General features: G+C 69.8%; 19 protein-coding genes and 1 pseudogene. 9 read left to right on the forward strand and 11 right to left on the reverse strand.

Annotated features, from left to right (window positions below; all coding sequences use genetic code 11):
* From BM436_RS17315 to BM436_RS17340, 6 genes are all read right to left on the reverse strand, one after another.
* Positions 1 to 285: contractile injection system protein, VgrG/Pvc8 family (locus BM436_RS17315; RefSeq protein WP_259741435.1), on the reverse strand; the 285-nt coding region annotated here is incomplete at its 3' end.
* 267 nt (positions 286 to 552) lie between these two features.
* The gene (locus BM436_RS17320; RefSeq protein WP_093556784.1) at positions 553 to 765 is read right to left on the reverse strand and encodes a hypothetical protein; all 213 of its coding nucleotides are present in this window, start codon (positions 763 to 765) and stop codon (positions 553 to 555) included.
* Between the two features lie 39 nt (positions 766 to 804).
* Positions 805 to 2,517, reverse strand: a complete 1,713-nt coding sequence (locus BM436_RS17325) for a tetratricopeptide repeat-containing response regulator (protein ID WP_229490436.1) — start codon at positions 2,515 to 2,517, stop codon at positions 805 to 807.
* Between the two features lie 8 nt (positions 2,518 to 2,525).
* Complete coding sequence (locus BM436_RS17330) at positions 2,526 to 3,239, reverse strand: sensor histidine kinase (protein WP_093556785.1); 714 nt, start codon at positions 3,237 to 3,239, stop codon at positions 2,526 to 2,528.
* 45 nt (positions 3,240 to 3,284) lie between these two features.
* Complete coding sequence (gene mnmC1 / locus BM436_RS17335; protein WP_093556786.1) at positions 3,285 to 5,276, reverse strand: FAD-dependent 5-carboxymethylaminomethyl-2-thiouridine(34) oxidoreductase MnmC1; 1,992 nt, start codon at positions 5,274 to 5,276, stop codon at positions 3,285 to 3,287.
* Complete coding sequence (locus BM436_RS17340) at positions 5,273 to 5,848, reverse strand: DNA-3-methyladenine glycosylase I (protein WP_093556787.1); 576 nt, start codon at positions 5,846 to 5,848, stop codon at positions 5,273 to 5,275. Before BM436_RS17340 ends, mnmC1 begins: the two co-directional genes overlap by 4 nt.
* Positions 5,849 to 5,923: 75 nt before the next feature.
* On the opposite strand from BM436_RS17340, the gene BM436_RS17345 reads away from it, so the two are divergent.
* Entirely contained in the window at positions 5,924 to 6,388 is a 465-nt protein-coding gene (locus tag BM436_RS17345; RefSeq protein WP_093556788.1) for an OsmC family protein, read from the forward strand.
* A 196-nt stretch (positions 6,389 to 6,584) separates the two neighbouring features.
* Here BM436_RS17345 and BM436_RS17350 read toward each other — a convergent pair whose 3' ends face one another.
* The 3 genes from BM436_RS17350 to BM436_RS17360 all read right to left on the reverse strand — a co-directional run bounded on the left by BM436_RS17350 (position 6,585) and on the right by BM436_RS17360 (position 11,187).
* Entirely contained in the window at positions 6,585 to 9,395 is a 2,811-nt protein-coding gene (locus tag BM436_RS17350; protein WP_093556789.1) for a sensor domain-containing diguanylate cyclase, read from the reverse strand.
* Positions 9,396 to 9,465: 70 nt separating this feature from the next.
* Positions 9,466 to 10,410 (reverse strand): AEC family transporter, encoded by a 945-nt coding sequence (locus BM436_RS17355; RefSeq protein ID WP_093556790.1) that lies wholly within the window; start codon positions 10,408 to 10,410, stop codon positions 9,466 to 9,468.
* 63 nt (positions 10,411 to 10,473) lie between these two features.
* Positions 10,474 to 11,187 carry a DUF4142 domain-containing protein gene (locus tag BM436_RS17360; protein WP_093556791.1) on the reverse strand — a complete coding sequence of 238 codons (714 nt, stop codon included), beginning with the start codon at positions 11,185 to 11,187 and terminating at the stop codon, positions 10,474 to 10,476.
* 186 nt (positions 11,188 to 11,373) lie between these two features.
* Here BM436_RS17360 and BM436_RS17365 point away from each other — a divergent pair, with 186 nt between their 5' ends.
* From BM436_RS17365 to BM436_RS17375, 3 genes are read left to right on the forward strand one after another with little or no spacing between them, the layout of a single operon-like run.
* Complete coding sequence (locus tag BM436_RS17365) at positions 11,374 to 11,727, forward strand: COG4315 family predicted lipoprotein (protein WP_093556792.1); 354 nt, start codon at positions 11,374 to 11,376, stop codon at positions 11,725 to 11,727.
* Positions 11,728 to 11,748: 21 nt separating this feature from the next.
* Complete coding sequence (locus BM436_RS17370) at positions 11,749 to 12,246, forward strand: RNA polymerase sigma factor (protein ID WP_093556793.1); 498 nt, start codon at positions 11,749 to 11,751, stop codon at positions 12,244 to 12,246.
* Positions 12,243 to 13,016: an anti-sigma factor family protein gene (locus BM436_RS17375; RefSeq protein ID WP_093556794.1), complete on the forward strand. Its 774-nt coding sequence runs from the start codon at positions 12,243 to 12,245 to the stop codon at positions 13,014 to 13,016. Before BM436_RS17370 ends, BM436_RS17375 begins: the two co-directional genes overlap by 4 nt.
* A 46-nt stretch (positions 13,017 to 13,062) precedes the next feature.
* On the opposite strand, the gene BM436_RS17380 is transcribed toward BM436_RS17375, so the two are convergent.
* Entirely contained in the window at positions 13,063 to 13,560 is a 498-nt protein-coding gene (locus BM436_RS17380) for a winged helix-turn-helix transcriptional regulator (RefSeq protein ID WP_093556795.1), read from the reverse strand.
* A gap of 323 nt (positions 13,561 to 13,883) precedes the next feature.
* On the opposite strand from BM436_RS17380, the gene BM436_RS17385 reads away from it, so the two are divergent.
* Complete coding sequence (locus tag BM436_RS17385) at positions 13,884 to 14,675, forward strand: response regulator transcription factor (RefSeq protein WP_093556796.1); 792 nt, start codon at positions 13,884 to 13,886, stop codon at positions 14,673 to 14,675.
* A gap of 34 nt (positions 14,676 to 14,709) precedes the next feature.
* On the opposite strand, the gene pnuC is transcribed toward BM436_RS17385, so the two are convergent.
* Complete coding sequence (gene pnuC / locus BM436_RS17390; RefSeq protein WP_093556797.1) at positions 14,710 to 15,279, reverse strand: nicotinamide riboside transporter PnuC; 570 nt, start codon at positions 15,277 to 15,279, stop codon at positions 14,710 to 14,712.
* 167 nt (positions 15,280 to 15,446) lie between these two features.
* Here pnuC and BM436_RS17395 point away from each other — a divergent pair, with 167 nt between their 5' ends.
* The 4 genes and pseudogenes from BM436_RS17395 to BM436_RS17405 all read left to right on the forward strand — a co-directional run bounded on the left by BM436_RS17395 (position 15,447) and on the right by BM436_RS17405 (position 21,415).
* Positions 15,447 to 16,478 (forward strand): hypothetical protein, encoded by a 1,032-nt coding sequence (locus BM436_RS17395; RefSeq protein WP_093556798.1) that lies wholly within the window; start codon positions 15,447 to 15,449, stop codon positions 16,476 to 16,478.
* A gap of 58 nt (positions 16,479 to 16,536) precedes the next feature.
* Positions 16,537 to 20,019 (forward strand): tetratricopeptide repeat protein, encoded by a 3,483-nt coding sequence (locus BM436_RS17400; protein ID WP_093556799.1) that lies wholly within the window; start codon positions 16,537 to 16,539, stop codon positions 20,017 to 20,019.
* Positions 20,010 to 20,320: pseudogene (locus BM436_RS37895) on the forward strand (BlaI/MecI/CopY family transcriptional regulator); the annotation flags it as partial. The gene BM436_RS17400 and the pseudogene BM436_RS37895, both read left to right, overlap by 10 nt.
* Complete coding sequence (locus BM436_RS17405; RefSeq protein ID WP_229490448.1) at positions 20,303 to 21,415, forward strand: M56 family metallopeptidase; 1,113 nt, start codon at positions 20,303 to 20,305, stop codon at positions 21,413 to 21,415. The pseudogene BM436_RS37895 and the gene BM436_RS17405, both read left to right, overlap by 18 nt.
* The last annotated feature ends 1 nt before the right edge of the window (position 21,416 follow it).

Consider the following 21,416-nt stretch of genomic DNA (forward strand, 5'->3'; position numbering starts at 1 on the left):
GCCGTTGAAGTGGCGCAGCGTGCCGTCGTCGCGCACCAGCGAGACCGTCACCATCCGCGCCATCATGGCCTTGAGCGGGATGCGCGCGTCGTCCGACAGCACGCCGACCTCGAAGCGGAAGTCACGCGACATCGATTCCTCCGCGTCCAGCGTGTCGACCAGCATGACCGTCCCTTTAGGGCCGTCTCCCCGCGGGAAGGCCATGCGCAGCAGCCGGTTGCCCTGGCTCTCCAGGCCCAGGATGGATAGCGCCTCCAAGCCGGTGATCGTCCTGCCTGCGTCCATGGCTGCCCCCTTGGATTCCGTACAGCAAATCGTATCGAGTGCCCATTATTGAGGTTTTGCACGCTGGCAAGTTGCGTCGAATCAACAAGCAGCACCGGGCGGCGCTGTGCGCGGAACCGCCGGCAACGCGGCGGCCCGCACGCTGGAGGCGCAAGGTTGGGCGCGAAGGCGCGGGCGCAGGTGGGGAGCCTGCGCGGGGACGGCGAGATAACGACTTCCGCCGCTTAACTTGACGGCATTGGGGAGCGCCGCCGTGTTGCGCCGGCGTCAGGCCAGCCGCTGTATGCGGATCGCCTCGATCTGCCCGTCCTTCCGCTGCACCTTCACTATCTGGATCAATTCCTCGTCCGCCAGCGCCTTGGCGCTGTCGTACGCCGACTGGAAACTCTCGATGGTGTCGCCCTTGGCCGCCACCGGCCGTATCCAGGCCGCCGCGCCAACCTTCATTTTATCGTAGACCTCTTTCGCGATATCGCGCATGTGTCGCCCTCCTTTTTGTGATTTTAAAAACGACATCAACTACTCTTCGGTGTCAGCCTCGGCCTCGTCTTCGTCCTCGTTGTTGCCTTCCGCCTCGTCGTGCGCATGGCGCGACGGCATCAGCATGGCCAGCTGTTCGATCAGTTGAGCGAACCGTTGCTGGCCCGGCGCAATGCGGTCCACGTGCATCAGGACCCCATTGGCCTCGTCCATCAGCGGCTGGGAAAAGCCGTTCTTCTGCATGAACGAAATCAGTATCTGCGCCGAGTTGAAAAGGATGCGCATATTGTTCGGCAGCGCCTCGCGCGCCGTGCGCATCCAGTCCACCGCCTCGGACAGCTTGCCGGTCTTCCACAGCAGCACGCCCTTGTTCATCATGTCGGCCGCCTCCTTGCGCGAGGACTGGATCAGCTCCGCGCCCTCCTCGCTCATGCGCGCCTTGTCGAAGATGCCCTGCACCTCCTCCAGCAGCACCATGTTGTCGTGGTTGTTGCGGATCACGTAGCACAGCAGCTCCACCGGCGCGTCCTTGACGCCGACCGCGAACAGCAGCGTCGCCATCTCCATGCAGGTGGGCGTGTCGGGCCGCTCGGGGTCGTCGTTCAGCATTTCCTCCAGCTCGTCGCCGGACTTGCGCGCGCGCCGGTAGTCGCCGCTCTCGTGGTAGACCAGGCCCTCGGTGATCTTCGAGCGCAGCTGCACCATTTCGCCGGTGAACTCGCGCTGCGCGATGGTCAGCACCTGCAAGGCCTCCTTCGGATCGTTCTTCTGCCCGCACACGCGGGCCAGGCCGAAATAGGCGTCCACCGTCTTGAGCACCGAGTACTCGCCGATCTGGATGCACTTGCGGAAGGCGCGCTCGGCCAGCGGGATGTTGCCCAGCTTGAGCGCCATGTTGCCCAGGTTGCGCTGGCGCGTGACCGAGTTGGGCGACAGCTTGGCCGCCTTCTCCAGCACGTCGCAGGCCTCCTCCAGCTTGCCCATCAGCTGGTAGGCGTTGGCCAGCTGGTCGTAGGCGTCGATGTAGAAGCGGTTCTCGCCGATCACGCCCTGGAACATCTGGCGCGCCGTCTCGTGGTCGCCGTTGTTCATGCGGATCTTGGCCAAGCCGGTGCGGGCCCAGTTGTATTCGCGCTCGTCCAGCACCCGCTCGTAGACCTTGCGCGCCTTTTCCGGCTCGCCGGCCTTCAGCAGCAGCGTGGCCTTCATGCGCAGCAGGTCCACCTCGTGCAGCTTGTTGACGGCGATCTGCTCGTCGCACAGGCGCGCCGCGCGCAGGTAGTCCTTCTCCATGAAGGCCTGGTCGATCTCGGCGAAGATCTGCTTCTTCTGCCACGCGCGGTTCAGGCGCGTGAGCAGCACGCCCTCGGTGATCGGCTTGATGATGTAGGCGTCCGGCTGGTGCTCGGCGGCGCCCATCACGGACTCCACGCTCTTCTCGGCCGACACCATCAGCCACACGCTGCTGGGCGTGAGCAGGTTGCGGATGCGGCATTCCTCCAGCACCTGCTGGCCGTTCTTGCCCTCGCCCAGGTTGTAGTCGCACAGCACCACGTCGTACTGGGTCTTGCCCAGCATGATCATGGCCTCGCCGCCGCTGGCGGCCTGGTCGAAGTGCTTGGCGCCGATGTTGCGCAGCGTCTCGCGCAGCAGCTGGCGGATGCCGACGAAGTCGTCGACGATCAGGTAGCGCTTCTCGGTCCAGTCGATGGCGGCGACTTCGACGGCGGCGGGCTTGGCGAACATCTGCATGCCGCGCCTCAGGGCAAAGTCAGCACGAAGCAGCCGCCGCCCAGCGGGCCGCCGTTTTCCAGCCGGATCGCGCCGCCGCGCTGGCGGTGCTTGTGCATTTTCGCCACTTCGCTGGCGAAATACAGGCCCAGGCCGCTGCTGTTGGTCATGAAGTCGACGCCGCTGGTGGCGCCGTTCATGGCCGACACGCCGGCCTGCACCATCGCCTCCGGGAAGCCGGCGCCGTTGTCCTCGACCCGCACCTCCAGGTAGCCGTCCTTTTCCGCCACGGCGACGCGTATCGTGTCGTGCGTGTAGCGCACCGCGTTGTTGATCGCGTGCGCCAGCATGCCGATGATCAGGTCCTCGTCGAAGGTCCAGATCAGGTCGTCGGAGAACTCGGTTTGCAGCGTGATGCCCTTGGAGGCCAGCAGCACCTTCGACTGGCCGGCCACCTGCTGCACCAGCTCGGAGACGCGCTGCGGATGGGGGTCGAAGGGATAGGACGGCTTGCCGACCTGCTTGTACAGGGCCAGCAACTGCATCAGGTTGTCGTTGAGGCGCTTGGTCTGGTACAGCATCTGCGCCATGCGCGGATAAGCGGGGTGGTTGGCGTCCTGTTCATCCGCGTTGCCCAGCAGGCTCTCCAGCGTGCCGCTGAGGACGCTGATCGAGTTCTTCATGTCATGCGCGGTCGATGCCAGGAACAGAAACAGCTCGGGTGAACCCGCTTGGTCTTCCATAGGGTGTGTCTCCACGGGGCAATAAATACCGACCATCCATTATACCTATGCACGCTCTTTCCGGCGGGACTTGAGCAGGAAACGCGCGGGATCCAGCGCCGCCGCCAGCGTGGCCTCCAGCGGCGGCGGCTCGTTTTCCAGCCGCGCCGCCAGCAGCTCGGCGGCCAGCGGCGCCCAGATCAGGCCGCGCGAGGCGTAGCCCAGCAGGCAGTGCAGGCCGGGGTGGCGCGGCACGTCGCGCAGGCGCTCCACGCGGGAGGCGTGGGCGTGGTCGGGCAGCGCGCCCACCAGGGGCAGGCGGTCCGGCGCCATGCAGCGGAAGCCCACGCGGCCGGCCAGCGGCGGCTCGTCCGGCAGCGCGCCGGGCAGGATTTCCCGGGCGCGCTCGATGTTCTCGCGCTGGCTGGCGGGGCGCAGGGCCGGGTCGGTGTCGCTGTCGTAGGTGGCGCCGACGCTGGCGACGCCCTGCACGGGCGGCGTCATGTAGGCTTCGCGGCAGACCACCAGCGGCAGGCGGGGGAATTGTCGCTCGTCCAGGTGGGTGACCTGGCCGCGCATGGTGTAGAGCGGCAGATCGGCGCTTTGCGCGATCGCGCGCGCGCCGGCGCCGTTGGCCAGGATCAGCGTGGGAGCCGAGGCCAGCAGGGCGCCGCCGGCGGTGCGCACTTGCCACAGCCCGTTGTCGCGTTCCAGCAGCAGCGCCTCGGCGTTGTAAATGCGCGTCAGTTGCGTGCCGCAAGCGTCCAGCATGGCGCGGCAGATCGACGCCGGGTTGGCCCAGCCGCCCTGGCCGAACAGCCAGCCGCCATGGGGCGTGGGCGCGCCCAGCAGGCCGGCGGCCTCCGGCGCGTCCAGCCAGCGGACGTATTCGGGCGGGTAGTTCCAGGCCGCGACGATCTGGCGTTGCAGCTCGGCGTGGTCGGCGTCGCGGGCGAGTTGCAGGACGCCGCAGGCATGGCCGGCGATGGGCTGGGCAGGCGCGCCGCCCGGGCGGTCCGGATCGCGCGATGGGCCGGGGCCAGTTGGTTGGCCTTGGCTGGCACCCGCGTCGCCCGCGTCTCCGGCGCCGAGCGGGGCCGTCGGCAGCAGGCCGCCCAGGCTAGCCCAGTGGCGCATCGCGTACAGGTAGGCGGCGCGGCTGAGGCGCGTGGGGATGTTGTCGTCTTTCGACAGCAGTGGCATGAAGATGCCGGCGCGGTTGCCGGACGCTTCCTGCGCGGCTGCGGCGTGGCGCTCGATCAGCGTGACGCGCCAGCCGCGCGCGGCCAGACGCTCGCACGCGGCCGATCCCGCCATGCCGGCGCCGATGACGATGGCCTCCCTAAGCGGCTCCGGCGCGCGGGGCGGCTGCGGCTTGCGGCTGGTGAAGATGGCGTTGACCTCGTGCGCGCCGGGCTGAATCGCGGACGCAAGCGTGGCCGCAGGCGAGGACGCGGGCGTGGCCGCAGGTGTGGACGCGGACGTGGCCGTCGGCGTCGGCGTCGGCATGGGCGTGGCCGTCGGCGTCGGCGTTGGCGTTGGCGTTGGCGTTGGCGTTGGCGTCGGCGTCGGCGTCGGCGTTGGCGTTGGCGTTGGCGTTGGCGTTGGCGTTGGCGCGGCCGAGGTTGGAGGCTGCCACTCGAAACCGGCGGAACGCAGCGCTTTCAAATCCGCCTCGGACGCGCCGAGCAGCCGCAAGGTGGCGCCGGGCAGCGCCAGCTTCGCGAGCGCGCGCATGGGCGCGATGGGCCGCGGCAGATGGAAGGCGTCCACCCGCGCCTCAATCTGCGGCAGGGTCTCCTCGATGTCGCCCACCAGCAGATCCAGGGTGACGCGCCCATCGTCCAGCGCCAGACGGTGGAAGCCGGGCACGTTGACGGGCCAGACCGCGCGCAGGCCGGCGTCGGCGATGGCGGCGGCGTCCGGCAGCGCGGGCAGCAGCGCCAGGTAGTGCAAGGCGTGCGCCTGGTCCGGGCGGGCGGTCCAGGCCGCGCGGGTGGCCAGGAAATGCCCGCCGTCGCCGAAGGCGGTGTCGAGCAGGACGAAGCGGCGCGTCACGGCAGCTGGCACTCGGCGTGGCGGAAGCAGGCCGCGTCGTGGTCGTTGACCATGCCGATGCCCTGCATGTAGGCGTAGACGATGGTCGAACCCACGAATTTGAAGCCGCGCTTGGCCAGGTCCTTGGAGATGCGGTCCGACAGCGCCGTCTTGGCCATGCGGTCCTCTTGGCTGGCGATGTCGTTGACGATGGGCTTGCCGTCGACGTAGTCCCACAATAGCCGGTCCAGGCTGCCACCCTCGGCGCGCAGGCGCAGATAGGCCTGCGCGTTGGTGATGGCCGCCGCCACCTTGAGCCGGTTGCGCACGATGCCGGGATTGGCCAGCAGCTCGGCCACCTTGTCCGGGCCGTAGGCGGCGATCTTCTCCGCGTCCCAGTTGTCGAAGGCGGCGCGGTATCCGTCCCGCTTGTTCAGGATGGTCTCCCAGCTCAGTCCAGCCTGCGCGCCCTCCAGGTTCAGCATCTCGAACAGGCGCAGCTCGTCGTGGCAAGGCAGGCCCCACTCCTCGTCGTGGTAGGCGACGTAGCGCGGATTGGCGGGATTGGCCCAGTTGCAGCGGTGTATGGTCATGGCTATGCGGGAAGTGCGGCGGAGGCGAGCAGTCTACATTAAGATAGCGGCTCCAATACAGCCTGGGGGACCGTCATGGAATTCGAAGCGAAACTGGAATGGCAGCGCAACGGCCAGAACTTCCTCGACCAGCGCTACAGCCGCGCGCATGAATGGATATTCGACGGCGGCCTGCGGGTGCCGGCGTCCTCGTCGCCGCTGTCGGTGCCGCTGCCGATGTCGAACGCCGACAACGTCGACCCCGAGGAGGCGCTGGTGGCGGCCGCCTCCAGCTGCCACATGCTGTTCTTCCTGTCGCTGGCGGCCAGGCGCGGCCACGTGGTGGAAAGCTATAGCGACCACGCCATCGGCCTGCTGGAAAAAGACGGCGCCGGCCGCATGGCGATGACCAGCATCACGCTGCGCCCGGCCATCGTGTTCGCCGGCGCCGACTGGCCGGACGAGGACGAGATCGCCGCCATCCACCACGAGGCGCACGACAAGTGCTACATCGCCAACTCCCTGAAGGCCGAGATCGCCATCGAGCCCCCCGTTTCCTGACGCCAAAAAGCGCCCAGGGCTATTATTCCCACCCGGAAAAAATCGCCCAGGGCCATTTACGGCCCGCGGCGCCAGTTCCACAGCCCGCCCCCTATGGCGCGGCTAGTCCGCACGGGGTATTGCGGCGGCAAATAGCCCTGGGCGCTTTTTGCCGCGGGGGAAAATAGGCCCTGGGCGCTTGGGGACGGGCAGGCCGCTAGGCGAGGTCGCTGGAGAGGCCGACGCGGCGGCGCTCGCCGCGCAGCATGGGGGGATGGACCAGGTTGGTGACGACCCGGACCTCGCCGCCGGCGACGGTCCGCTCCAGTTGCTGCGTCATGCGCTGGAACAGGCCCTCGGCGCGCGTGGTCTCGGTGCCGTACAGCGCGGCCCAGGCGTTGCGCCCGGAGTGCTTGGCGATGTACAGTCCCAGGTCGGCCAGCTCGACCACCTGCGACCAGCTCAGCAACCGCGGCTGCAGCGGCAGGAAGGGGAAGCAGGCGAATCCGATCGAGCAGGTCTTGCTCAGGGTGGTGCCGTCCGGCAGCTGGAAGTCGCGGTTGGCCACCGCGCGCCGCACGCGCTCGGCCACCACCTTGGCCTCCTCGCGGTCGGTGGCGCGCGCCAGCACCAGGAACTCCTCGCCGCCCCACCGTATCAGGTGGTCGGACTCGCGGAACACCTCGCGCAGCCGCTCCTGCACCTGCACCAGCACGGCGTCGCCGGCGGCGTGGCCGTAGCGGTCGTTCACTTCCTTGAAGTGGTCCAGGTCGACCATGAAGAACACCAGGTCCTTGTCGGTGCAGGCGTCGCGATCGGCGTCCTGCAGCATCGGGTAGTCGTAGCGGCGCAGCGCCATGGCGACGTCGCCGTCCACGTGCTGCAGGAAGAAGCGGCGGTTGCGCAGCCCGGTCAGCTGGTCGGTGAGGCTGACCTCCTCCAGCGCCTTGTAGGCGCGCTCGAGCTCGACGTTCTTTTCCAGCAGCTGCGCCTGCGTCGCGGCGACCTGGCGGTAGGCGCTGGCGTTGTCGAGCGCGATGGCGCCATAGGCGCACAGGGTGCGGAAGATCAGCAGTTCCCGTTCGCCGTAGGCGTGCGCGTGCAGCGATTGCACCGTCATCGCGCCCAGCACGCGCTCGCCCACGCGCAGCGGGGCGAACAGCAGGCTCAGGGTCTGCAGCGTGCCGGGGATCAGGGCCGGCGTGTCGCCGTCCTCCTCCAGCTCGATCATGATCTCGCGCCGCTCGCGCACGCAGCGCGACGAATTGGCCTTGGGATCGTCCAGCGCGAAGCGCGTCGCCGGCAGCATGAAGCCGGCCTCCACGCCGAAGGCGCAGCGCAGCGTGCCGCCGTCCGGCTCCAGCAGGAAGATGGAGAAATGGGTGGCGTCCAGCAGGCCGTGCACGTGCCGGTCCAGCGCGCGGAACACGGCGGCGGCGTCCAGGTGGGCGGTGATCTCCTGGCCGATCGCGCTCAGGTGGGCCAGCGTGGCGTTGGTGCTCTGCAGCACCTCGGCGCGCTCGGCCTCGGCGGCCGCCAGCTGGCGGTGGTGCTCGCCCTCGGTCTGCGCGCGCTCGGTCTGGTATTGCACCTGCATGGCGATGGCGCGGTTGGTGGCCTCCTGGCTGTGCGTCTGGTCGCGCACGGCGCAGGCCTGCAGCGCGATCGCGTAGGCCCTGGCGTGGTCGCCCGTGGCGGCGTATTCGCGCGCGGCCGCGTCCAGCAGCGCGGCCGGCACCGGGTAGCCGTCCAGGGTGGCGGCCACCGTCATCGCCTGCTGCAGGTAGTGCAGCACCGGGTTCGGCGCCGCCATGTCCGGCGGCGCCGGCAGCGCGTGGCGCGAGTGGATCTGCGCCAGCACGCGCAGCGCGGCGATCTGGTTGTAGACGTCGTCGACGTCGCGCGCCAGCCGCAGCGCCGACAGCGCCGCCGCCAGCGCCTCCTCGGCGCGGTCCTGCTGCGACAGCGCGTGCGCCTGGCCGCGCCGCGCGCCGCTCTTGAAGTCGCTCTGTCCCAGCTGTTCGCCGCGCTCGCGCAGCAGCGTGAAGCTGCGCAGCGCCCCCGCCGCGTCGCCCAGGTCCAGGCACAGGTCGCCCTGGTATTCCAGCGCCACCGCGTAGGCGCGCGAACCGGACAGCGGCTCCAGCGTGCGCAGCGCCTCCGCCAGCAATTCCTTGGCCGCCTCGCGCTGGCCCAGGTGGCGCAGGGTTTCCGAGGTCTGCATCAGGCACAGGCCCACGCTCATCGGCCAGCCGGTGGGACGCGCCAGCGCCAGGGCGCGCTGCATCCATTCCAGCGCGGCGTCGTGCGCGTTCAGGCTGGTGAAGCCGTTGCCGATGTTGGTGGCGATGTTGATGGCGCGGCGCAGCTGGCCGGTGGCCATGGCCGCCTCGAAGGCCAGCATCAGCTGGCCGACGGCGCGGCCGAAGTCGGCCGCCTGGAAGGCGCTGACGCCGTGGTAGTCGGCCACCCAGCCGGCCACCGCCGGATGGGCGTCGGCGACATCGCCGAAGCGCTGGCCCCAGCGGGCGTTGGCCTCCTGCAGGTTGCGGAACACGCAGAACAGCGCGGCGGCGGCGTCGATCACGTCGGCGCGCACCAGGTCGCCACCGGCGCGCGCGTCGGCCGAGGCGATCGCCAGTTCGCCGTCGCTGACGGCGGAGTCGCCGCGGTCGGTGGCGATCCACGCCTGCAGCCAGTGCGCGTCGGCGCGGCCGAGCGCGTCGCCCTGGCGCTCGAACGCCAGCAGCGCCTGCGCCGCCAGCGCCTGCGCCTGGTCGAGCCGGCCGGCCAGCCATTGCGCCTCGGCCTCGATCAGCGCGAAGCGGGCGGCCAGCGGCGGGCCGTCCTCCCCGGGCGGGGCCGGCGGCATCAGGGCGGCCGCCTCCAGGCCCAGGGCGCGCGCGCGCGCGACGTCGCGCTGGCGCAGATGCCAGGCGAGCTCCGCCAGCCGCGCCAGCCGTGCAGCGCCTTGCAAAGAAGGCAACTCCAGGTCCCAACGCGCCAGCGCTTCATCGAGCGCGAACATTTCCAAAACCACATCCCTCAAGGCTTATTGCCGCAGCGCACTAATCGGCGCCCACGCATTATTCCACAGTTCAGCGGAATACTGCGACCGCCGCCGAGAATGTAAAAAAAGATAAACTAGTTGACACCAGGATAATCCTCGCGATGCGCCCGGTGTTGGCGCCGAAGCGTTCGGACAGCAGCGCCACGTTGCTGGCGCTGGGCAGGCAGGCCACCAGCACGATGACGGTCAAGGCGTCGCGCTCGAGCGGCAGGCCGAGCATGATGGCGCCGTGGCCCACGGTCCACATCAGCAGCGGATGCAGCACCAGCTTCTTCAGCGCCACCGGCACGTACTCGCGCAGCGGGGTCGGGTCCGCCGTGCTCATCTGGGACCGGGCCAGCACGGCGCCGATGGTGAACAGGGCCACCGGCGACGCGGCGTCGGCCAGCAGGCCCACCGTCTGCAGCATCGGTTTGGGCAGGGCCAGGCCGGCCGCCGACGTGATCGCGCCCAGCGCGATGGCCCAGGGCATGGGATTGGTCAGCACGCCCTTGAGGGCGCTGACCAGCGCCCTGCGCCAGTTGCCCACGCCCAGCCGCGACAGCGCGATGCACAGCGAGCTGGTGATCACCATGTCGACCACGATGGACAGGATCACCGGCCCCGACGAGCGCGGTCCGACCAGCGCCAGCAGCAGCGGCACGCCCATGAAACCGTTGTTGGGAAAGGCCGCCACCAGCGCGCCGAAGGCGGCGTTGTTCCAGTCGATGCGGTGGCTCAGCGTGGCGGCGGTGGTGATGGCCACCATCAGCAGCGCGACGCCCAGGTAGACGGTCAGCACGCCCACGTCCAGCAGCTGGGTGATGGGGGTGCCGGCGCCGAAGCGGTACAGCATGCACGGCAGCGCGAAAAACAGCACGAAGCTGTTCAGGCCGGGAATGGCCGACAGCGGCAGCATCTTGCGCCGCACGGCCACGTAGCCGCACAGGACCAGCGCGAAGAAGGGGAAGGTGACGGAAAGGATGGCGAGCATGGGCAACCATTGTACCCATGGCGCCGCCGCGCGTGCGGGCCGCGTCCGCCATCCCCCGCTTGCCTATTGCTTGACGGGCGACTTGCCGACCGGGTTTTGCGGATTGTCCGGATGGTCGGTGTTGCCGCTGGTCTTGTCGGCGGACGCCTTGGGCTTGGGCGTCTTGGCCGAGCTGGTGCCGGCGCCGCTGCCGCCGGTCGCGCTGGTTGCGCCCGAGGCGCCGCTGGTGTCCATCGCGTTGTCGGGAGTGGCGGCGGTGCGCGGGGCGCCGCTCTGCAGCGTGGCGGTCAAGGTCTCCACATGGCCCAGGTGCTGCGCCACGGTCGGCTCCAGCTTGGCGGCCAGCGCCTTCACGTCGGCGTCCTTGGCGTCGGTCTGCACCTTTTGCACGAAGGCGTGGGTGGCCTTGTGCGCCTTGGCGCCGGCCTCGGCGGTGTAAGTGCGGTCGAAGGCGTCGCCGGACAGGCGGTTCAGTTTCTTGGCCAGCGCCTTTTGCTTGGCGTCCGGCTCGGTCGGCAGCGTCACGTTCTTGCTCTGCGCCACGGCCTGCACCTCCTGCAGCCCCTTGCCATGGTCGTCGATCATTTTCTGGGCGAAGGCTTTCACCTCGTTGTTCTGCGACTTCTGCAGCGCGATCTTGCCGGCCTCGATCTCCGCCATGTTGGCTTGCGCCATCTGCGCCAGCATGCGCTGGTCGGCCTTGGCCAGCGTCTCCGCCTGGGCGCCCATGGCCCCCAGCATGGCCGCGATGGCGATCGCGAGTTTTGCCTTGTTCATATGGATCTCCTGTGTTGGTTGAACGTCACTACCAGGTCCCTGCTTTTGATCTATTCTTCTAATGTGCACAAAATTCTACGCGGGATGGAATAAAGGGGCCGCAGCTTACGTATACGCAATGGCAAGTCCCCCAAACCAACGGAATCAATCCAACCGTATTCAATCCAACCGTATATAGGAGCCGCCATGAGAATCTTCGCCACCGCCGCCGCCGTCCTGTCGCTCACCCTCGCCGGCAGCGCCCACGCGCAGCTGAAAAAAGTCGACGGCGTGCTGGTCGACGCCGCCGGCATGACCGTCTACACCTTCGACAAGGACAGCGCCGGCAAAAGCGCCTGCAGCGGCCCGTGCATCCAGAACTGGCCCGCCGTGCCGGCGCCGGACAAGGTGAGCGAACCGTATTCGGTGGTCACGCGCGACGACGGAAGCAAGCAGCTGGCCTACAAGGGCAAGCCGCTGTACCTGTTCGCCAAGGACGCCAAACCCGGCGAGCGCACCGGCGACAACTTCAAGGACGTGTGGCACGTCGTGAAGGACTAAACCGGAACCGAGGAGCGCATCGTGCAAGACGACGGCAACAGCCTGGTGGCGTGCATCCCCCGCTTGCGGCGCTACGCGCGCGCGCTGCTGGGCGACCGCGCCAGCGCCGACGACCTGGTGCAGGACACCATGGAGCGCGGCTGGCGCAAGCTGTCGTCTTGGCACCGGGACAGCGACATGCGGCCTTGGCTGTTCGGCATCATGCACAACCTGCATGTGGACCGGCTGCGCCAGCCGTCGCTGCAGACCGAGGAGCTGGGCGCCGAGCCGCAGCAGTCCACGCCGCACACGGACCGCCTGGAGATCCGCGACATGCAGGCCGCGCTGCAGCAGCTGCCGGCCGAGCAGCGCGAGGTGCTGCTGCTGGTGGCGCTGGAGGAGATGACGTACCAGGAGGTGGCCGCCGTGCTGCAGATCCCGCCCGGCACCGTGATGTCGCGCCTGTCGCGCGCGCGGGAGCGGCTGCGGCTGCTGATGCTGGGCCAGGCCCCGGTCACGACCTTGAAGGTGGTGAAATGAACCCCGTGACGGAAGCCGAGCTGCAGGCCTGGGTCGACGGCCGCCTGGCGCCGGCGCGCTGCGCCGACGTCGACAACTACCTGGAGCACCATCCGCAGGAGGCCGAGCGGCTGCACGCCTACCGCCGCCAGAACGTGGCGCTGCGCGCGCTGTACGGCCCGGTGCTGGACGAGACGATACCGCGCGGCATGCTGCGTCCGCGCGGCTGGGACCGCTGGGGCTGGCCGGCGCGGCGCTACGCCGCCGGCCTGGCGCTGATGTTCGGCGGCGCCGCGCTGGGCTGGGTGGCGCACGACAACCTGGCGCAGGACGCGGCCGTCGTGGCCCAGACGCGCGCGTCCGGCGGCCCCGGCCTGGCCTACCGCGCCGCGCTGGCGCACAGCGTGTACAGCCCCGAGGTGCGGCATCCGGTGGAGGTGGGCGCGGACCAGGAGGCGCACCTGGTGGCGTGGCTGTCGAAACGCCTGGGCACGCAACTGCGGCCGCCGCGGCTGACACCGCTGGGCTACGAACTGGTGGGCGGCAGGCTGCTGCCGGGCGACAGCGGGCCGGTGGCGCAGTTCATGTACGCCGACGCCACCGGACAGCGGCTGACGCTGTATGTGTCGTCCGGCCAGCACGGCGGCAAGGACACCGGCTTCCGCTACGCGCAGGAGGGCCAGGTGCGGGTGTTCTATTGGATAGACGGCAGCTACGGCTACGCGCTGTCGGGCGTCCTGGACAAGACCGAACTGACCAGGGTCGCCAACGCCGTCCACGAGCAACTGTGAAAAAACGGTGAAAAAAAAACGGACCCGCGGGTCCGTTTCGTCACACTCACTGCACGCCGCGGCGCCCCATCTCGTCCAGGCGCATGCGCATGATCTCGTTGGCGGCCGGGCCGGGCGCGAACATGTAGTCCTCGTCGTTGATGGCCAGGCCGGTGCGCGCGTCCACCAGCACCTGGTCGGCCGGCTTGCCGGTTTCGCGGCTCACCACCAGCAGGCTGGCGCCCTCGGGGGCCAGATGGTCGTTGCCCCAGGCCACGAAGGCCAGCAGCACGGGTTTGAAATCGCGGCCCGCCTTGGTCAGCACGTACTCGTAGCGGGGCGGCCGGGCGCTGTACTGGCGGCGCTCCATCAGTCCGCCCTCGACCAGACCGGCCAGGCGGCGCGTCAGCATGTTGGGGGCGATCTTCAGGCTCTTCTCGAACTCGTCGAAACGGGTCAGCCCGTAGAAGGCGTCACGCAGGATCAGGATGCTCCACCACTCCCCCACTTTTCCCAGGCTGCGGGCAATCGGGCAAGGCATGCGGCCAAAATCGGTATGTTTCATATGCTTCTCCTTAGTTCACGGTCGACCAGATCACGCGGTATGGGTGATCTGCGCAGGTAAGAGTTTCCCCCGTAAAAGGCATCAAAAGTCTATCCAAAAACCACAGCCTAGTTATTTGGTAGCTTCCGGCGCCTTGCGGCGGCGATCCGACCCGCTTCTGAATTACCGAGTTACAACTTACCGGGCCAATTATTGGCCATTCGCGCGCCGCGCGCTTTTGCCAAACGCGACAACACTTTTGCAAGCGGAGAAAGGCAGTAACTTTTTTTGAAAGATAGGCATAATAGGCAACAACGCGGTGTCAACTTTTTTTTCTGTCGGCCATGTATCTTTCCAGCGACGTTCAAGTACGCAGTATCCTGATCGTGGACGATTCCGCGTTCGAGCAGCGCATGCTGGTGGACTTGCTGAGCGAATTGCCCTACCGCGTCTCGGTGGCCTTCAACGGCCTGCAGGGCTACCAGCTGGCGCTGGCCAACCAGCCCGACCTGATCCTGCTGGACGTGCGCATGCCCAGCATGGACGGCTACACCTGCTGCCGCCTGCTCAAGGCCAACCCGGCCACGCAGGACATCCCCGTGATCTTCCTCAGCGGCGCCGACGCGGCCGAGGACCGCATCATGGGCCTGTCGATCGGCGGCGTCGATTTCGTCGCCAAGCCCTTCACCCCGGGCGAACTGGCCGCGCGCATCCACGTGCACCTGAACCTGATGCGCCGGGCGCCGGCCGCGCAGGCCGGCGCCGCCGCGCCGCCCGAGGCGCCCGCCGATCCGGACGCGGTGATCGTCAGCGCCGCCAAGCGCCTGATCGCCGACAACCTGGCGGCCCTGCCCAGCTTGTCCGAGATCGCCCGCAGCGTGGGCACCTACCGCGAAAAGCTGTCCCAGCTGTTCCGCGAGCGGACCGGCATGACGGTGTTCGCCTTCATCCGCGAGGAGCGCCTGCTGCGCGGCGAACAGCTGCTGCGCGACACCGAGATCGACGTCCAGGACATCGCGCTGCTGATCGGCTTCAACAACGCCGGCAACTTCGCCACCGCCTTCCGCGAACGCATGGGCGTGACGCCCAGCGTGTACCGCCAGCGCGCCGAGGCGGACGACGCGTCCCGCGGCTGAGCCCGCTCTTGCCCGCCCGCTCTTGCCCGCCCGGCTAGGCCGCCTGGCCGGCCGCCATGCGCCGGCGCCACCACCACCACGACACCAGCGCGTTGACGAAGTAGCCCGCGTACAGCAGCGCGGTGAGCCGCAAGCCGCGGCTGAGGTAGAGCGGCACCGAGATCGCGTTCACCAGCAGCCACACGGGCCAGGTCTCGACGCGCCGCGCCATCAGCAGCAGCTGCGCGAGGATGCTGAAGGCCAGCACCGTGGAATCGACGAAGGGCGCGTAGGCGTTGGTGTAGCGGTGCAGCATCAGCCCGTAGGCGGCCGCGCCCGCCACGCCGGCCAGCGTCATCCACGCCATCGTCGCCGCCCGCACCGAGGCGATGGGCAGCGGCGCCCCGCCGCCGCCGCGCGCCCACTGGCGCCAGCCGATCAGGCAGGTGGCGATGAAAAACAGCTGCAGCGCCACGTCGGCGTACAGCTGGACGCCGTAGAACAGCGCAGAGAACAGGCCGCAGCCCAGCACGCCCAGCCACCACGAATGGATGTTGTTGCGGCCGGCCAGGACGATGGCCAGCGTCATCACCGCGTTCGCGGCCAGTTCCAGATGGGATGCCAAGCGTGTTCCTTTGCGCGAGATCCGGCCCGGCACTGCGCCGGATGCGGTGAGCCATTCTCGGCCAGGGCATGGCCAAACGCAACTGATACCGAACTGAGACCGCGCTGCCCTGTCCGCGGCGTCCCGGGCGGCCGATACTGCGGGCTGACCACCTCCGCCGCCCCATCATGCACCTCGAACACGACGTCATCGCCTCCCCGCCCTGCCCCTCCCATGGCGGACGGCGCTTCAACGGCCACCTGCCGATGAACCAGATCATGCACGTGGGCGACTACATCGTGTCCGACAACGGCCTGTTCTTCGCCACGCTGCAGGGCGACGGCACCGTGCGCGTGTACCGGGGCATCGACGCCACCGACGAGCAGGGCCTGCTGTGGAGCAGCCGCAAGGGCGGCGACCGGGGCCGCTACTTCGCGCTGGTGCAAAGCGACGGCAATTTCTGCATCTACCAGGGCGCCGACCTGGCGCACAACTGCGGCTGGCACTGGGGCACGCAGATCACGGCCCAGGGCCGGCGCTTCTACGCCGCCATGCAGGACGACGGCAACTTCTCGATCCGCGCCGGCGCCGGGCCGGACGACAGCCGCGGCGTGGTGTGGGCCTCCACCGTCACCGACCGCGTGCTCAGCATCGAGGAGGTGCTGCACATCGAATACGACTTCGGCAACGCCTGCGTGCTGCGCACCAGCCCGGCCAGCCAGTACAGCGAAACGGTCGTCAACCCCGGCGCCGCCACCGCCGCGCGCACGCTGGCCGGCTCGGTGGCGGTGACGGAAACGTCGTCCTGGACCAACACCCCGGCCGCCGCGCTGGGGCCGGACGTGGAGTACCGCCACGGCGTGCCGGCCGTGTCCGGCGACAGCTTCGTGATGTCGGACGAGCCGGTCGAGTACGTGGCCAACTGCGCCATCACGCGCCTGACCGACTGGGCCTTCGACACGCCCTACAACGTGCCGCCGCGCGCCTCGGTGCGCGCCACCATCGCGCTGACGTACTCGACGGTGTCGGTGCCCTACGTGCTGGTCGGGCAATTGCGCTTCGAATCGGGCGCGCGGGTGGTGGGCGCCATCCGCGGCAACTACCTGGGCACCAACGCGCACAGCCTCACCGCCGGCTTCGTCCCGCACGACCCCGCGCCCAACCCCGCCAAGCGCATTTTGCGGCCCCTGCGGCCGCTGGCCGGGATCGTGGCGTATTGATATCAATGCGCAAGCCAGTGCGCGCCCGCCGTCCGGCCGGTGATATAGTGGCACGGCCATGCATCCCGACACGACGCAAGTTGACAACATTGAAACACCGCCGCCGCAGGACGGCCGCGTGCTGCTGGACGCCGCCCTGCTCAAGCGCCTGCGCAAGGCGCGCGGACTGAGCCAGGAGGCGCTGGCCGACCTGTGCTTCCAGCGCCAGCTGTGCGTGTCGATCGCGTCGATCAAGCGCGCCGAGACCGGCAAGATCGTGCTGTACCGCACCGCGCGCCACCTGGCGCAGGTGTTCAACGTGGCGCTGGACCAGATGATGGCCGGCGCCGGCCCGGCCGCCCCGGCCGACCCCGGCGCCACCGACGACGTCCCGCCCGCCGCCCTGCCCGCCCGCATCGCGGCCGCCCTGGCGGCGAACGCCCTGGACCACACTTTCCCCGTCGCGTCCCCGTCCACCGGCGCCGCCGTGCACGCGGCCTGGCCGGACGACGGCGTCGCCCAAGTCCGCCCGGCGGCGGCCGTGGCCGACGATGTGGTGCGCTACGTGGTCATGCTGCACGTGGAGCTGGCCACCCCGCCCCGGCCGGACAGCCTGGCCGTGCGCGACATCGCCGGCGTGGTCCAGCAGTTCGGCGGCCGCATGGTCGCGCTGCGGGACCGCCAGCTGTCCGCCGTGTTCGGCCTGCCGCAGGCCTACCGCAGCGACGCCGAGCGCTGCATGCGCTGCGCCATCGAACTGAACCGCCACCTGCTGACCCACGGCGGCCGCGCCATGGCGCTGCGGCTGGCGCGCTGGGAATACGGCGCCGCCGAGGGCCGCGCGCCGGACCTGCGCCTGCCCGGCGCCGGCGGCCGCCAAGCCCAGCCCCAGGCCCAGGCGCACACCGTGCTGCCCTTCCGCCTGCCGCTGTACGTGGCGCGCAACCTGCTGCCGCTGCTGGACCAACGCTTCCTGTTCGAGGAGTGCCCCGCCGGCCACGCCAGGGAGCTGGCCGGCTACCTGGCCTTCAGCAAGCCGGCCGCCAGCGACGCCAGCCGGCTGCCGCCGCTGATCGGCCGCTACGCCGAGACGCGCCAGTTCAAGGCGGTGGCCGAAAGCGTGGTCGAGAGCCAGTGCGGCCACGTCGTCTACCTGCGCGCCATGGCCGGCGTGGGCAAGAGCCGGCTGGCGCAGGAATTCGCCGACATCGCGCGCCAGCAGGGCATGCGCTGCCACCGCGCCGAGGTGCAGGACGCCGGCGCCGAGCACGGCTGGCGCGCGCCGCTCGAACAGCTGGCGCGCAGCCTGCTGGGCCTGGGCGCGCCGACGGCCTCGCCGGGGCCGCAGGCGCCCGCCAACTCGCAGGCCATCGCCGAGATGGTGGCGCGGCTCTACCTGCCGGCCGACACCGCGCTGTTCTACCACGTGCTGACGGGCGTGCGCCTGAGCGGGGAGCAGGAGGCGCTGTATTCGGCCATGAGCCATGAGGTGCGCGAACAGGGCTGGGCCCAGGCGCTGCGGGTGCTGGTGCTGCGCCTGGCCATGACGGAGCCGCAGTTGATCGCGCTGGAGGACGTGCACTGGGGCGACCCCTACCTGTTCGAGGCGCTGGGCCCCTTGCTGGCGCTGTCGCGCGAGGCGCCGGTGCTGTGGGTGGTCACGTCCCGGGTCGAGAACGATCCGCTGGAAACGGCGCTGCGCCAGCAGATGGACGACCTGGGCCTGACCGTGTTCGACCTGGCGCCGATGGCGGCGCGCGAGGCGGCGGCGCTGGCCGACCAGTTCGGCGACGTCGATCCGGCCTACCGCCGGCGCTGCGTCGAACGCGCGCAGGGCAACCCCCTGTTCCTGACCCAGCTGCTGGCCAGCCCCGGCCAGCACTTGCCGGACAGCCTGAAGCACCTGATCCAGGCCCGCCTGGACGGCCTGCCGCCGGCGCAGACGCGGGCGCTGCGCATGGCCGCCGTGCTGGGCGCCCGCTTCCAGCTGGACCTGCTGCGCGACGCGCTGGGCCAGCCGGACTACGCGCCGCGGGACGGCCGCGACAGCCTGCTGCGGCCGGCCGGCGGCGGCGAGTACGGCTTCGTGCACGACCTGGTCATGCACTGCATCTACGACACCATCGACCCCTCGCAGCTGCGCCAGCTGCACAAGGTGGCGGCCGAGGCCTGGCGCACGCGCGACGCCGCGCAGTGCGCGCACCACCTGTACCGCGCCAACGACGCCGGCGCGCTGGACATGATGCTGGCCGCCATCCGGGGCCGGCTGGAGCGGCACCAGTTCGAGGCCGCTCTGGACCTGACGGCGGCCTGCAACGCGGCCGACTCCACCAGCTTCAGCAGCTTCCCGCTGGCCCTGCTGCGCGCGCACGCCAGCGCCGGCATGGGCCACATGGGCAACGCGCGCCAGTACTACCGGCACGCGATGATGCTGGCCGGGCGCCCTGCCGACCGGATCGAGGCCGTGATCGGCCTGGCCGGCGCGCTCAACATCCTGGAGGAGCTGGAGGAGGAGGAGCGGCTGCTGGACGAGACCGTGCCGCTGGCGCTGGAGATCGGCGCAGAGGCGGCGCTGGGCAAGCTGCTCTACCTGAAGGGCAATATCTACTTCCCGCGCGGGAACTACGCCGAGTGCCGCCGCTACCACGAGGACGCGGCGCGCTACGCGCAGGCCAGCGACACCAGCGAGACCCAGGCGCGCGCGCTGAGCGGCGTGGGCGACTCGTACTACGCCCAGGGCCGCATGCGCAAGGCGCACGAGCTGTTCGGCCAGTGCCTGGCCATGTGCGAACGGCACCGCTACGTGCACATCGAGGCGTCCAACCGCGCCGCGCTGGGCTCGACCCGCATCTACCTCGGCGACGCCGCCGGCGCCGCGCGCGACGCGCTGGCCTCGGCCGCCATCGCGCGCCAGGTCGGCAACCAGCGCGCCGAGACCTTCGCCCGCATGACGGCCGGCTGGGCGCTTGTGGCCGACGGCCGGCTGGACCAGGCCTCGCAAGAGGTCGAACACGGCCTGGACCTGGCGCGCGCGCTGGGCAGCTCCCGCTTCGAAACTTTCCTGATGGAGAGCCAGGCCCGCGTCACCTGGCTGCGCGGCGACCACGCGCGGGCGGAGCGGCAGATCCTGGCCACCGCGCAGCAGATGGAGCGGCTGCGATTGCAGAACTTCATCGGCCCCTGGGTGCTGGGCACGCTGGCGCTGTTCACGCGCGACCCCGCCACGCGCAAGCGCGCGCTGCTGCAAGGCGCGGCCCACCTGACGCGCGACTGCCTGGCGCACAACGGCTACCGCTTCCACCTGAGCGCGGCCGAGGTCTCGCTGCTGGACGGCGACACCGTGGCGGCCGAGTTCTACGCGGACCAGCTGGCGGCCTACGCGGCGCAGGAAAGCTGCGCCTGGATCGCGCACCACACCGAGTTGATACGCGTGTACGCCCAATGGCTGCGCGCGCCGGGCGACGCGCCGCGGGCCCGCCTGCGCGCCCTGCATCGGCAATCCGCCGACTACGGCTACACCCAGGCCGCGCCGCGCCTGCACCTCGCCCTGCAATCGATGTAGACCCGCCCAAACCCGCGCCCGCCGAACTGGACCTGCTGCAAACGCTGTGGCCCCTGGGTTCTGCCACCGTCAAGCAGGTGCACGAGGCGATGCGGCTGGAGCGGCCGGACGTGGCCTACGGCACCGTGCTGCGGCTGATGCAGATCATGCACGGCAAGGGCCTGCTGATACGGGACGAAAGCCAGCGCTCTCACACCTACGCGCCGCCCAGGCCAAGGACGCGATGCAGACCAATATGCTGCAGTACCTGCTGCAGCGCGCCTTCGCCGGCTCGGCCAAGGCGCTGGTGCTGGCCGCGCTGCTGGCGTGCCTGGCCTGGCCCGCGCTGCAGCTGGCGCGGCGGCTGATGGACGCGTCGGCCGGCACCGATTCCAGCGCGCTGGCGGAGGCGCTGCCTTCCGCCGCCGGCATGCACGTGCTGGACGCCATGGGCCGCCACCTGGAATTGCTGGTGGGCACCTGGGCGCTCAGCATCGCCGTGCTGAGCCTGCGCGCCGGCGCCGGCCTGGCCTGGATCGCGCGCACCGCGCGCCATGGCGGGCCCGATCCGCACTGGCAGGAACGCCTGTCCCGGCTGGCGCTGCGCTTCGGCGTGCGGCGCCCCGTGCGGCTGCGCGTGTCGGACGCCCTGGCCAGCCCGGTCACGGCCGGCTGGTGGCGGCCCGTGGTGCTGGTGCCGGGCGCGCTGCTGACCGGCATGCCGCCCGACCTGCTGGAAGCGCTGCTGGCGCATGAATTGGCGCACGTGCGCCGCCACGACTACCTGGTCAACCTGCTTCAGAACGCGGTCGAGATCCTGCTGTTCTACCACCCCGCCGTGTGGTGGCTGTCCAGCCGTATCGCCGAGCGCGAACTGATCGCGGACGATATCGCGGCAAGCAAGCTCGGCGAACCGCGGCGCCTGGCCCTTGCCCTTTCGGAGCTGGAACGTCTCCAGTTCTCAACACAGCAACTGGCTCTCGCAGCCAATGGAGGAGATCTCATGGAACGCATCAAACGCCTGTTACGTCCCGAAGCGCAAGGCGCCAACTGGAAGGCCGCCATTCCCGCGCTCGGCCTGGCCGTCGCCTGTTTCGGCGGGCTCGCCAACGCCACGGCGGAAACCAAGGCCGTCAAGGCGGACGTCCGCGCCGTGGTCGACTTCAATTCATGCGCCAAGCCGAAATGGCCGGAGGCCTCGCTGAAAGCCGAGGAAACCGGCTCCGTCACGCTGAAGTTCCTGATCGGCGAGGACGGCAAGGTGGTCGATTCCACCGTCGACAAATCCAGCGGCCACCCGGCGCTGGACGAGGCGGCGCGCGAAGGCATCCGGCAGTGCGCCTTCAAGCCGGGCACCAGCAAGGGCAAGCCGGTGCGGTCCTGGATGAAGATGCGATACGTCTGGGAATTGAAGTAAG

Source organism: Pseudoduganella namucuonensis (assembly GCF_900116645.1).
GTDB lineage: Bacteria > Pseudomonadota > Gammaproteobacteria > Burkholderiales > Burkholderiaceae_D > Rugamonas > Rugamonas namucuonensis.

What these genes read in the sequence shown, in the direction of transcription:
- BM436_RS17340 (WP_093556787.1), bottom strand. Translation starts at nt 5,848, where the DNA reads ATGACCATACACCGCTGCAACTGGGCCAATCCCGCCAATCCGCGCTAC.
- BM436_RS17330 (WP_093556785.1), bottom strand. Translation starts at nt 3,239, where the DNA reads ATGGAAGACCAAGCGGGTTCACCCGAGCTGTTTCTGTTCCTGGCATCG.
- BM436_RS17325 (WP_229490436.1), bottom strand. Translation starts at nt 2,517, where the DNA reads ATGCAGATGTTCGCCAAGCCCGCCGCCGTCGAAGTCGCCGCCATCGAC.
- BM436_RS17345 (WP_093556788.1), top strand. Translation starts at nt 5,924, where the DNA reads ATGGAATTCGAAGCGAAACTGGAATGGCAGCGCAACGGCCAGAACTTC.
- BM436_RS17360 (WP_093556791.1), bottom strand. Translation starts at nt 11,187, where the DNA reads ATGAACAAGGCAAAACTCGCGATCGCCATCGCGGCCATGCTGGGGGCC.
- BM436_RS17365 (WP_093556792.1), top strand. Translation starts at nt 11,374, where the DNA reads ATGAGAATCTTCGCCACCGCCGCCGCCGTCCTGTCGCTCACCCTCGCC.
- BM436_RS17385 (WP_093556796.1), top strand. Translation starts at nt 13,884, where the DNA reads ATGTATCTTTCCAGCGACGTTCAAGTACGCAGTATCCTGATCGTGGAC.
- BM436_RS17355 (WP_093556790.1), bottom strand. Translation starts at nt 10,410, where the DNA reads ATGCTCGCCATCCTTTCCGTCACCTTCCCCTTCTTCGCGCTGGTCCTG.
- BM436_RS17350 (WP_093556789.1), bottom strand. Translation starts at nt 9,395, where the DNA reads ATGTTCGCGCTCGATGAAGCGCTGGCGCGTTGGGACCTGGAGTTGCCT.
- BM436_RS17400 (WP_093556799.1), top strand. Translation starts at nt 16,537, where the DNA reads ATGCATCCCGACACGACGCAAGTTGACAACATTGAAACACCGCCGCCG.
- BM436_RS17320 (WP_093556784.1), bottom strand. Translation starts at nt 765, where the DNA reads ATGCGCGATATCGCGAAAGAGGTCTACGATAAAATGAAGGTTGGCGCG.
- BM436_RS17380 (WP_093556795.1), bottom strand. Translation starts at nt 13,560, where the DNA reads ATGAAACATACCGATTTTGGCCGCATGCCTTGCCCGATTGCCCGCAGC.
- BM436_RS17395 (WP_093556798.1), top strand. Translation starts at nt 15,447, where the DNA reads ATGCACCTCGAACACGACGTCATCGCCTCCCCGCCCTGCCCCTCCCAT.
- BM436_RS17375 (WP_093556794.1), top strand. Translation starts at nt 12,243, where the DNA reads ATGAACCCCGTGACGGAAGCCGAGCTGCAGGCCTGGGTCGACGGCCGC.